8 protein-coding genes and 1 pseudogene are annotated in these 11,659 nt (G+C 70.4%); 6 read left to right on the top strand and 3 right to left on the bottom strand.

The genetic code is table 11. The features are described 5' to 3' along the window. From ACIQM0_RS38095 to ACIQM0_RS38080, 4 genes and pseudogenes are all read left to right on the top strand, one after another. The coding region (locus ACIQM0_RS38095) for a lectin (RefSeq protein WP_401295551.1) at window positions 1-493 on the top strand (493 nt) is incomplete at its 5' end. Further along, window positions 493-1,893: an RICIN domain-containing protein gene (locus ACIQM0_RS38090; RefSeq protein ID WP_401295549.1), complete on the top strand. Its 1,401-nt coding sequence runs from the start codon at window positions 493-495 to the stop codon at window positions 1,891-1,893. The genes ACIQM0_RS38095 and ACIQM0_RS38090, both read left to right, overlap by 1 nt. A gap of 144 nt (window positions 1,894-2,037) precedes the next feature. Then, a complete protein-coding gene (locus ACIQM0_RS38085) occupies window positions 2,038-4,233 on the top strand; it encodes an RICIN domain-containing protein (protein WP_401295557.1) in 2,196 nt (731 codons plus the stop codon). 31 nt (window positions 4,234-4,264) lie between these two features. Next, window positions 4,265-5,131, top strand: a pseudogene (locus ACIQM0_RS38080) (ThuA domain-containing protein); the annotation flags it as partial. Window positions 5,132-5,446: 315 nt separating this feature from the next. Here the strand turns inward: ACIQM0_RS38080 and ACIQM0_RS38075 are convergent. The 3 genes from ACIQM0_RS38075 to ACIQM0_RS38065 form a co-directional block, all read right to left on the bottom strand. Beyond that, window positions 5,447-6,727: an MFS transporter gene (locus ACIQM0_RS38075; RefSeq protein ID WP_401295547.1), complete on the bottom strand. Its 1,281-nt coding sequence runs from the start codon at window positions 6,725-6,727 to the stop codon at window positions 5,447-5,449. Then, window positions 6,724-7,332, bottom strand: coding sequence for an ArsR/SmtB family transcription factor (locus ACIQM0_RS38070; protein ID WP_401295545.1), 609 nt, complete (start codon window positions 7,330-7,332; stop codon window positions 6,724-6,726). The genes ACIQM0_RS38075 and ACIQM0_RS38070 overlap by 4 nt, the downstream gene beginning before the upstream one ends. A 406-nt stretch (window positions 7,333-7,738) precedes the next feature. After that, a complete protein-coding gene (locus ACIQM0_RS38065; RefSeq protein ID WP_401295543.1) occupies window positions 7,739-8,521 on the bottom strand; it encodes a hypothetical protein in 783 nt (260 codons plus the stop codon). 314 nt (window positions 8,522-8,835) lie between these two features. Here ACIQM0_RS38065 and ACIQM0_RS38060 point away from each other — a divergent pair, with 314 nt between their 5' ends. Together ACIQM0_RS38060 and ACIQM0_RS38055 are read left to right on the top strand one after the other, a co-directional pair. Continuing rightward, window positions 8,836-10,701, top strand: a complete 1,866-nt coding sequence (locus ACIQM0_RS38060; RefSeq protein ID WP_401295541.1) for a gamma-glutamyltransferase family protein — start codon at window positions 8,836-8,838, stop codon at window positions 10,699-10,701. Between the two features lie 76 nt (window positions 10,702-10,777). After that, window positions 10,778-11,605 carry an inositol monophosphatase family protein gene (locus ACIQM0_RS38055; protein WP_401295539.1) on the top strand — a complete coding sequence of 276 codons (828 nt, stop codon included), beginning with the start codon at window positions 10,778-10,780 and terminating at the stop codon, window positions 11,603-11,605. Window positions 11,606-11,659: the final 54 nt, after the last annotated feature.

Genomic DNA, 11,659 nt, shown 5'->3' with positions numbered 1-11,659 from the left:
CGCCGTCGGCGGCTACTGGCCCGGCGACCCCGACAACAACACCACCTTCCCCCAGCAACTCGTCGTCGACCACGTACGCGTCACCACCAGCGACACCCAGCCCCCGGCCGGTTCCGGAACCATCACCGGCCTGGCCGGCAAGTGCGTCGACGTGGCCGCGGCGAGCAATGCCAACGGCACCCCCGTACAGCTCTACGACTGCAACGGCTCCGCCGCCCAGAAGTGGAGCGTCGGCGGCGACGGGACGATCCGGGCGCTGGGCAAGTGCCTTGACGTCGCGTCCGGCGGTACGGCGGACGGAACCGTCGTTCAGCTGTGGGACTGCAACGGCTCGGCTGCCCAGCGATGGGCGGTCAGTGGTGCGCGCGACATCGTGAACCCGCAGGCCAACAAGTGCCTGGACGTCACGGGGAACAGTTCGGCCAACGGCACCCGGCTGCAGATCTGGACCTGCTCCGGGGCCGCCAATCAGAAGTGGACGGTGAACAGCTGATGCGCCGAGACCTGCTGCGCGGGCACGCCCCCGCCGTATGGAGCGCCCTGGGAGTCGTGGCCGCCGCGGCCCTCCTCGCCGGGCTGACCGGCTCGCCCGCCCTGGGCGCGGCCGCGGCCACCGGGCAGATCACCGGGGTCGGCGGCAAGTGCGTCGATGTCGCCGCGGGTGCCAACGCCAACGGCACTCCCGTACAGCTCTACGACTGCAACGGCTCCGCCGCCCAGCAGTGGAGCCTGGGCAGTGACGGGACGGTCAAGGCGCTGGGCAAGTGTCTTGACGTCGCGTCGGGCGGCACGGCCAACGGTTCCGTCGTTCAGCTGTGGGACTGCAACGGCTCGGCTGCCCAGCGGTGGACGGTCAGTGGTGCGCGCGACATCGTGAACCCGCAGGCGGACAAGTGTCTGGATGCCACGGGGAACAGTTCGGCCAACGGCACCCGCCTCCAGATCTGGACCTGTACCGGGGCCACCAACCAGAAGTGGACCGCGCCCGCCGTCGGGGGAGGCGGGGGAGACCCGGCCGCTCCCGGGGCCATGGCGGTCGCACCGTACCTCTACAACGGCTGGGGCAGCCCGCCCAGCCCGACCACCGTCATGAACGCCACCGGCGTCAAGTGGTTCACGCTCGCCTTCGTCCTCAGCAACGGCTACTGCAACCCGCAGTGGGACGGCGGCAGGCCGCTGACCGGCGGTGTCGACCAGCAGACGATCAACACCGTCCGGGGGGCCGGCGGCGACGTCATCCCGTCCTTCGGCGGCTGGAGCGGCAACAAGCTGGAGAGCTCCTGCTCCAGTGCGGGCGAGCTGGCGGCCGCGTACCAGAAGGTGATCAGCGCCTACGGCCTGAAGGCGATCGACATCGACATCGAGGCCGACGCGTACGCCAGCGCCACGGTGCAGCAGCGCACGGTCGACGCGCTGAAGACCGTCAAGGCCAACAACCCGGGCATCAAGGTGTACGTCACCTTCGGCACCGGCCAGAGCGGGCCCGACGACAGCATGGTCCGCAAGGCGTCGGCCTCCGGGCTGACCGTGGACAGCTGGACGATCATGCCGTTCGACTTCGGCGGGGCGGGCCAGAACATGGGCAACCTCACCGTCAGCGCGGCCGAGGGGCTGAAGAACGTCGTCAAGAACGCCTACGGATACACGGACGACCAGGCGTACCGGCACACCGGCATCTCCTCGATGAACGGCATCACCGACGACAACGAGACGGTGACGGTCGCCGACTTCCGCACCATCCTGGCCTACGCCCAGCAGCGCCATCTGGCCCGGCTCACCTTCTGGTCGGTCAACCGGGACCGCCCGTGCACCGGGGGCGGCGCCGACACCTGCTCGGGCGTCTCCCAGCAGCCCTGGGACTTCACGAAGGTGTTCGCCCAGTACGCCGGCTGACCGGCCCGCACACCGTCTGACCGTCTGACCGCCCCTGCCCGTCGCGCCGTCCGACCCGCACAGGAGACAACCGTGCCCAGATCTGTCCGAAGGCCCACAGAGGGCCGCCGATCCGGCCCCACACCGACCCGCCGACGGCGGGCGCTGACCGCGGTGTTCGCGGCCGGCGCCCTGGCCGGGTCGGTCCTGGCCGCCACCCCCGCCCCGGCCGCGGTCCCGGCCGGGCCCGCCCCGCGCGCCGCCGCGGCGGCCGCCGCGCTGCCGTCCGGCTGGGCCACCGTCGTCAACAGCGGCAGCGGGAAGTGCCTGGACGCCCGGTCCGCCGCAACTGTCAACGGCACCGCCGTCCAGCAGTACACGTGCAACAACTCCGCCGCCCAGCAGTGGAGTCTGACCGCGACCTCCGGCGGCTATGTGCGCATCAACAACCGCAACAACGCCGACCAGTCCGTGGACGTCAGCAACGTGTCCACCGCCGACAGCGCCGCCGTCCAGCTCTGGACGTACGGCGGCGGCACCAACCAGCAGTGGCAGCCCGTCGACGAGGGCGGCGGCGCCTACCACTTCGTCAACCGCAACAGCGGCAAGTGCCTGGACGTGCCCGCCGCCTCGACGGCCGACAGCGTCCAGCTCGTCCAGTACACCTGCAACAACTCCGCGGCCCAGCGGTTCCAGGTCACACCGGTCGCCGTCGCGCCGGGCGATGTGGACCTCGGGCCGAACGTGGTGGTCTTCGACCCGTCGATGCCGTCGGCCACCATTCAGGGCCGGCTCGACTCGATCTTCCGGCAGCAGGAGACCAACCAGTTCGGCAACCAGCGCTACGCGGTGATGTTCAAGCCGGGTACGTACAGCAACGACGTCAACGTGGGCTTCTACACCCAGGTCCTCGGGCTCGGACAGTCGCCCGACTCGGTGACGATCAACGGCACCGTCCACGCAGAAGCCGACTGGTTCCCGCCGCAGAACGCCACCCAGAACTTCTGGCGCGGCGCCGAGAACCTCTCGGTGAACCCGACCGGCGGCACCGACCGCTGGGCCGTCTCCCAGGCGGCCCCGTACCGGCGCATGCATGTGCGCGGCAACCTGGCCCTGGACGACGGCGGCTGGGCCAGCGGCGGCTTCATGGCCGACACCAAGATCGACGGGCAGGTGCGGTCCGGCACGCAGCAGCAGTGGATCACCCGCAACTCCACGCTCGGCAGCTGGACCGGCTCCAACTGGAACATGGTCTTCGTCGGCAGCCAGGGCGTCCCCGCCACCAGTTTCCCCAACCCGCCCTACACCACGGTGAACCAGGCGCCCGTGATCCGGGAGAAGCCCTTCCTGTACGTGGACGGGGGCGGCGCCTACCAGGTGTTCGTCCCTGCCGTCCGCAACAACGCCTCGGGCACCACCTGGGCGGGCGGCAACGCCGCGGGCACCTCGATCGGCATGGACAAGTTCTTCGTCGTGAGGGCGGGAGCCACGGCCGCGCAGATCAACGCCGCGCTGGCCGAGGGAAAGAACCTGCTGGTCACGCCGGGCGTCTACCACCTCGACCAGACGCTGAAGGTGACCAGGCCCGACACCGTCGTCCTGGGGCTCGGCCTCGCCACGTTCATTCCGGACAACGGGGTCACCGCGATGACGGTGGCCGACGTCGACGGGGTCAAGGTCGCCGGCATCCTCTTCGACGCCGGTACGACGAACTCCCCGACCCTGATGGAGGTCGGCCCGGCCGGCTCCTCGGCCGGGCACGCGGCGAACCCGACCTCGCTGCACGACGTGTTCTTCCGGGTCGGCGGCGCAGCCGTGGGCCGGGCGACCACCAGCCTGGTGGTCAACAGCGACCACGTCATCGGTGACCACATGTGGATCTGGCGCGGCGACCACGGCAGCGGCATCGGCTGGAACAGCAACAAGGCGGACACGGGCCTCGTCGTCAACGGCGACAACGTGACGATGTACGGACTCTTCGTCGAGCACTACCAGAAGCACCAGACGATCTGGAACGGCAACGGCGGGCGCACGTACTTCTACCAGAACGAGATGCCGTACGACGTGCCGGACCAGGCGTCCTGGATGAACGGCTCCACCCAGGGCTACGCCGCCTACAAGGTCGCGGACTCGGTCACCAGCCACCAGGCGTACGGGCTCGGCAGCTACTGCTTCTTCAGCTCGAACCCGTCAGTGACGGCCGAGCACGCCTTCGAGGTCCCGGACAACCCGAACGTCCGGTTCCAGAGCATGGTGACCGTCTCGCTCGGCGGCACCGGAACGATCCGCCACGTCATCAACGGGCGGGGCGGCCCCTCCAACTCCTCGTCCAACGTGGCCAACCTCGTCAGCCAGCCCTGAGTACCGCGACGTCCGGAAAGGACGGTTCCGTATGACAGCGTTCAGGACCACCGCCGGAGCGCGCGGAGGCATCGGCCGGCTCTGCCGATGGCTGCTCCTGCTGCCGGCCCTCCTGCTGGGGCTCACCCCGGCCCCCGCGCAGGCCGCGCCGCGGGCACCCGCCTTCAACGTGATCGCCTTCTACAACGGCACCTGGGACGCGGCCCACATCAGCTTCGTCCAGGAAGCCAACCAGTGGTTCCCCGCCACCGCCGCGGCCAACAACTTCTCCTACACCTCCACCAACGACTGGGAGCGGCTGAGCACCCTCACCCCCGACCAGTACCAGGTGGTGCTGTTCCTCGACGACGCGCCGCAGACCGCCCCCCAACGCGCGGGATTCGAGCGGTACATGCGCTCGGGCGGGGCCTGGATGGGCTTCCACGTCTCCGCGTTCACCACCGCCGCCCAGGAATGGCCCTGGTACTACGACCAGTTCCTCGGCAGCGGCGACTTCAGCTCGAACACCTGGGGCCCCACCACCGCGGTGCTGCGCACCGAGGACCGGACGCACCCCTCCACCACGGGGCTGCCCGACACCTTCACCTCGTCGGTCAGCGAGTGGTACTCGTGGCAGCACAACCTCCGCGATAATCCGGACATCAAGGTGCTGGCATCCGTCGACCCGGTGAGCTTCCCGCTGGGCACGGACCCGAACCAGTCCTGGTACAGCGGCGACTACCCGGTCCTGTGGACCAACACCGGCTACCGGATGCTGTACGCGAACTTCGGCCACAACGCCATGGACTACGGCTCGGGGACCACCCTGTCCTCGACGTTCGCCAGTGAGACGCAGAACCGGTTCGTGGTGGACGGGCTGAAATGGCTGGGCGGCGGGGAAGGGCAGACGCCCGGGGCCCCGGCGCACGCCAGGCCGGCCGCGCGAAGTCGCTGACTCGCCACGCGCGGCTGACGACGGCGGGTGCGGACAGGTGTCTTCACGCCTTCCGCACCCGCCGCTATCCGATCGTCAGTAAAAACCGTCCGCCACGTGGGCGCCGCTCTTGCCTTGCGGACTGTATGCGGAATGGAAGTAGGCTTCTGACGACCGTGAACCGCTCCCGTTCGACGGGCGATCCAGGCATCCCCCGGATTCCCCGGGCGATCTCGTAGAGCTGCCCGTCGGACAGCGCGTACCGGCAGCGGTGCCGTGTGCCCGTCGGCGCACGCAGATTCAACCAGCCGCATCCCCGGTTTCGTCCGGTGCCAGGGAGCGGATCCGAGGTATCGGTGAGGGCAGTAGCCAAAGCATCGACAGGACTCCGCCGACGGCGGCAATGAGGAGAGTGGGCCTCAGCCCGAGGGCGGTGGCCAGCAGCCCGCCGACGATGGCACCGATGGGGCGAATCCCGTAGTTGATCGTGCTGTACGCGCCGGCCACGCGACTGCGCAGGCCGTCGGGGATCACAGTGGTCTGCAGGGCGTTGAGGTTGACGTCGAACAACATGACACCGAAGCCGGACAGGAACTCGGACGCGGCCAAAGCGCCGGCACGGAGCCAGAACGGACCGTCCGCGATGGCGGCGATGGCGATCGGCGCGGGGAAGAGCACCGCGCCCACGACGATGCTGGGCCCCACGCCGAACCGTCGCGAGATTCTCGGAGCGACCAGGGCGCCGAGGAGGGAACCCGTCGCACCGACACCGAGCGCGATTCCGATGACTCCCGCGGACAGTCCGAGGTTCCGGCTGGCGAACAGCACGATCAGTCCACTGCCCGCGATGAAGGTGAAGAAGTTCACGGTGGCTGCGCATCCGAGACTGGCCCGCAGCACCGGGTGACGGACTACGAGAGCCAGTCCCTCCCTGGCCCGCCGCAAAAGGGGAGGCGCCGTGGTGTCGTCCGCTGTCGGCGGTTCGTCGACCGAGACGCGGCTGATCAGGACCGCCGATGCCAGGAAGGTCAGGGCGTCAAGGACGAGGGTTATGGGCGCGGTGAAGACCTGGATCAGAGCGCCGCCGATGGCCGGGCCGGCGACATACGACGCGGATCGACTGGCACTGAGTTTGCTGTTCGCGTCCACGTAGGACGCGCGTGGCACGAGGCCTACGAAGAACGGCGGATAGGCGGTGTTGAACAGCACTCCCGCAGCGCCCGTGAGCAACGCCACGGCGTACAGCTGGCCGAGAGTCACCGCTCCCAGCAAGTAGGCAGCCGGGATGCTGAGCAGTACCGCGGCGCGCACCAGGTCGGCGAGGATCATCAGGCGACGTTTGCGGACCCTCTGGTCGACCCAGGCCCCCAGGAGGATGGCGAGCAGATTCGGAGTCCAGATGAGTGCCGTCAGCCATGCCACCTGGTTGGCCGTGGCGTTCAAGGCGTTGACAGCGATCAAGGGCAGGGCCAGTTCGGTGATCCGGTCGCCGAACTGGGAGACGGTGTTCCCGGCCCAGAAGCGGCGGAACCGTTGATCTCGCCACAGGGATATCGCAGCGGTCGGGCTCGGGCCGTTCACGGCGTCGGCACGGTCTGTTCCTCGGCACCTTCCGGCAGGACGAAACGCATCAGCTGGACGCCCCGGCCATCGGCCGGCCGCTCGGCCGGAGCGCGAGTGACATACGGCGCAAGGATGCGCTCGATGCCGTCCTCAATGGCGGCGAGTTCCTCAGCGGAAACGACGAGGCGGGTGTTGGCCAGCCCTGCCAGCCTCTGCCACGCCGGATCGAGTGCGGGCTCCACCTCTGCTGCCCACCGGCTCGGCAGGTCCGCATAGCGCAGGAACATCTGCTGCGACAGCACCCGCGCGGCCGACCGGCCCTCCTCGTCAGCCTGGTCCTGCGGCGTCTCGAACCGGAAGCCGTGTGCCACCGCCTCCCACCTTCGTTGGCGGCGGTCCGAACCGGGCTCGCTGTCGCGAACCAGCCCGAAACCGGCCAGGTGGCGCAGATGCCAGCTGGTGACCGACGGCGTCGCCCCCACGTCCGGCGCGAGCCGCGTCGCGGTCGCAGGCCCGTGCCGCTGCAAGTGGTCAAGGATTGCGAGCCGAACCGGATGCGCCAACGCCCGCATCGCTTGCGGGTCACTGATCTCGATATCGCCGAGGCGATTACTGGAGCCCATAACGTGAGAGTCTCCTCTCGTAATATGCGAGAGTCAACTCTCATATTTTCAGGGGGGTTCGGATCCGTCTGCGAGCGGGGTCCGTCTGTGAGTGCTCGGGCGGCTCCCGCGTAGCGGATGGCTGTCAATTCCGACCAACCGAAGATCGCGGCAAGGCACCGGGGATGGGTCTCCCGCCAGTTCCTGACTGCCGGCGACTCGTGGGTGCCGTCGTCGTCGTGGATCAGGTCGGCCGAGACCTCCTTGTCGAGTTTGGTGAGGAACTTCTCGAACTCCGCGGTCCGGTGGCGGCGGTGGATGGAACCGATGACCTCGCCGGTGGCCACGTCCAGGGCCACATCACACAACGATCTTGGACGCCCTGTCTGCGTTCCTGGACACACCGTCAGCATTCGGAAAGACTCGTCTAGCGATCTGCGCAGGCCCCGAAGTCGAGCCGGCCGAGCTTGGGCCCGGACCAGCCCGACCACCCGTCGGAGCCGGTCTTGTCATCGCTGACAGAGAGCCCGCCGCCGTCCTGCCGACCGATATGGCGGTAAGTGGTGCCGTCCCCGCCTGACTGGACTATCTGGAGCTCGGCGCGGCCGTCGTGATCGGTGTCGGTGGCCCGCACCGCGAACACGAACGCCGAGCCCCCCATACGGATGGGGCCGGTCCGGTCACTGCTCAGGTCGCGGGCGAGAGGCCCGTAGCGCACCTCATGCACCACCATGTTGTCCCGCGTCGCGTCGCCCTCGTCGCGCTGACTGTAGAAGAGGGCCAGATCGAGGTACCCGTCGCCGTCGAAGTCACCGAAGGTTCCCCGTGTCGCCATGTCTTCCTTCGGTAAGCCTCGCAGCTTCTGCCAGAACCCCCGGGCCTCGCCGACGCCGACAGTGGTGCGGTGGCCGTCTCTCCGGAAGACGACTGAGTTGGTGCCATCGCGGCCCTGGTCGCGGATCTCGTCCAGTTGTCCGTCCGCATCCACGTCGGCGCGCAGGCTCTTGCTGTCCACGGCGCATATGGCCATGGGCGCATGGTCGCCCGGTTCGGGCCCGGTGACCAGCAGAAGCCACAAGCCTCCGGCGACCCCGACGAGACCGGCTCCGGCTGCCGTCCCGAGCCGCCGACGACGACGCGTGCGCCGGCGCCGCAGCGACGCGAGCTCGACCGCAAGCGTGGATTGCTTCGGAGCGGGGGAAAGAGACATGGCCGAACCCTAGATGAGTCATTCCGAATGCTGACGGTGTGTGTCCGGGAACCGAGCCTGGTCGGCCTTGGCCGGGATGGTCCAGCTGATGCCACGCCACCGCAGGCAGGCGCGGTTCTTGTGGAAGGCACACGCCTTGTCGGCGCGCACGCGGTCCGGACGTGCGGGAAGGAAGGGGCGCAGGGCAGTCGATAGCCTGCTGGGGGAGCGGGCGGAGGAGATCTCCGGTCCGAACTCCCCAGATTCTCCCCAAGCTTCGATCCTGAGTGCAGTCTCGACCGTCCGACACACGTAACAGCGAGGTGAGAGCCCGTATGTTCACCACCAGGCCCACCCTCCAGGGCACCTTCGGGATGGTGTCCTCCACCCACTGGCTCGCCTCGCAGTCCGCCATGGCCGTCCTGGAGGACGGCGGCAACGCCTACGACGCCGCCGTCGCCGCCGGATTCGTCCTGCACGTCGTCGAACCGCACCTCAACGGACCGGCCGGCGAAGTGCCGATGATCCTCGCGCCCGCTGACGGCGAGGTCCAGGTGCTGTGCGGCCAGGGCCCCGCCCCCGCCGGTGCCACCATCGCCCACTACCGCGCGCTCGGCCTTGGCCTGGTCCCCGGCACCGGACCGCTCGCCGCCGCCGTGCCGGGCGCCTTCGACGCCTGGACGCTGCTGCTGCGCGACCACGGCACCAGGACCCTCGCGCAGGTGCTGCGGTACGCCATCGGCTACGCCGAGGACGGGCACGCGCCCGTGGAACGGGTCGGCCAGACCGTCGAGACCGTCCGCGAGCTGTTCGAGAACGAGTGGCCGTCCTCCGCCGATGTGTACCTGCCCGGCGGCGCGTCCCCGAAGCCCGGCGAGCTCTTCCGCAACCCGGCCCTCGCCGCGACCTGGCGCCGGCTCGTCGCCGAGGCCGAGGAGACCGGCGGCGAGAACCGCACCGCGCAGATCGAGGCCGCCCGTGCGATCTGGCGCGAGGGATTCATCGCTGAGGCCCTGGTCCGGCAGGCCACCGTCCCCACCATGGACACCAGCGGCGAACGCCACACCGGCACCCTCACCGCCGCCGACCTGGCCGGCTGGTCCGCCTCGTACGAGGCCCCCGCGACGTACGACTGGAACGGCTGGACGCTCGCCAAGGCCGGCGGCTGGAGCCAGGGCCCCGCGTTCCTCCAGCAGCTCGCGCTGCTCCCCGCCGAACTGCCCCGGTACGGCTCCGCCGAGTACGTGCACCTGCTCATCGAGGGCTGCAAGCTGGCCATGGCCGACCGCGAGGCCTGGTACGGCGACGCCGCGGAGGTCCCGCTCGCCACCCTGCTCTCCGAGCCGTACAACGCCGCCCGCCGCGCCCTCGTCACCGGTGAGGCCTCGCACGAGCTGCGACCGGGCAGCCCCGACGGCCGTACCCCCGTCCTGAGCGGGCACGCCCAGGCCGTCGCCGCGGGCGAGTCCGGCTTCGACGCGATGGGCCTCGCGACCGCCGGTGTCGGCGAGCCGACGGTCGCCAAGGACGGAGCCGGGGAACCGACGGCAACCGTGGACCGCACCGGCGAGCCGTCCGTCGCCGCGGACGGCGCCACCCGCGGCGACACCTGCCACGTGGACGTCGTGGACCGCTGGGGCAACATGGTCTCCGCCACGCCCAGCGGCGGCTGGCTCCAGTCCAACCCGGTCGTGCCCGAGCTCGGCTTCCCGCTCGGCACCCGCCTCCAGATGGCCTGGCTGGACGAGGACCTGCCGAACTCCCTCACCCCCGGCCGGCGCCCCCGTACCACCCTGACGCCGTCCCTCGCCCTGCGCGACGGCGTGCCGGTGATCGCGTTCGGCACCCCCGGCGGCGACCAGCAGGACCAGTGGCAGCTGCACTTCTTCCTCGCCGTCGCCCTGCGCGCCGAGGTCCGCGGCGGCCTCGACCTCCAGGGCGCCATCGACGCCCCGAACTGGCACAACGACAGCTTCCCCGGCTCCTTCTTCCCGCGCGGGATGCGCCCCGGCAGCGTCACCGTCGAGGAGTGCATGGACCCGGACGTCGTGTCCGAGCTGCGCCGCCGCGGCCATGACGTCACGGTCGGTGACCCGTGGTCCGAGGGCCGGATGTGCGCGGTCGCCCGTGACCCGCGGACCGGGGTGCTGTCCGCGGCCGCGAACCCGCGGGGAATGCAGGGGTACGCGGTCGGCCGCTGACCGGCGCCGCCACCTGGCCATCCACCCGTCATGACCAGGTCGTCGGCGCCCCGGACCCGCGTGCTTAGCTGGGGGCATGATCGATGACTTCCTTGCCGGGGACCTGACCGAGGTCGAGGCGGCGGTCCGCGCAGCGGCCGCCGCCGAGATCATGCCGCGCTACCGGCAGCTCGCCGCCCACGAGATCGTCGAGAAGAACGGTCCGCACGACCTCGTGACCACCGCGGACCGCCTCGCGGAGGAACACCTCACCGCCTCCCTGAGCCGGCTCCTGCCCGGTTCCGTGGTCGTCGGCGAGGAAGCGGTCCACGCCGACCCGACGGTGTACGAGGCGCTGAGCGGCGAGGCGCCCGTCTGGATCGTCGACCCGGTCGACGGCACCCGCCAGTTCGTCCGCGGCGAACCCGGCTTCTGCACCCTGGTCGCCCTCGCCCACCACGGCGAGACCCTCGCCTCCTGGACGTACGCCGCCGCCCTGGACGAGATGGCCGTGGCCGTCCGGGGCCGGGGCGCGACGCTCAACGGCGCGCCCCTGCACGCAGGTTCACCCGAGCCCGGCGCCGTCCTGCGGGTGGCGATGTCGCACCCCGACTACACCACCGACGCCCAGAAGCGCGCCCTGCTCGGGCTGCGCACCGAGGGCATCGACGCCCGCCCCTGCGGCTCGGCCGGCCTCGAATACCTCGGCGTCGCCCGCGGCGACGCCGAGGCGGTCGCCTTCAACTGGGAGTTCGCGTGGGACCACGCGGCGGGTCTCCTGCTGGTCACGGAGGCGGGCGGCGCCCAGGCCACGCTGTCCGGTGTGCCGTTCCGTATCGCCGGGGGCAACGACATGCCCTTCACGGCCGCCCGTGACCGGGCGACGGCCGACAGCGTCCTGGCCGCGCTGCGCGCCGGAGGCTGAGCGGGGCGGGAGCGGCGAGGCAGGCGCGGACCTCACCGCGTCCGGCCCGCCGCG

The organism is Streptomyces sp. NPDC091387, assembly GCF_044756945.1.
Classification (GTDB): Bacteria; Actinomycetota; Actinomycetes; order Streptomycetales; family Streptomycetaceae; genus Streptomyces.
The sequence above is the reverse complement of the archived record's forward strand: the minus strand, read 5'-3'. Positions and strand labels throughout refer to the sequence as shown.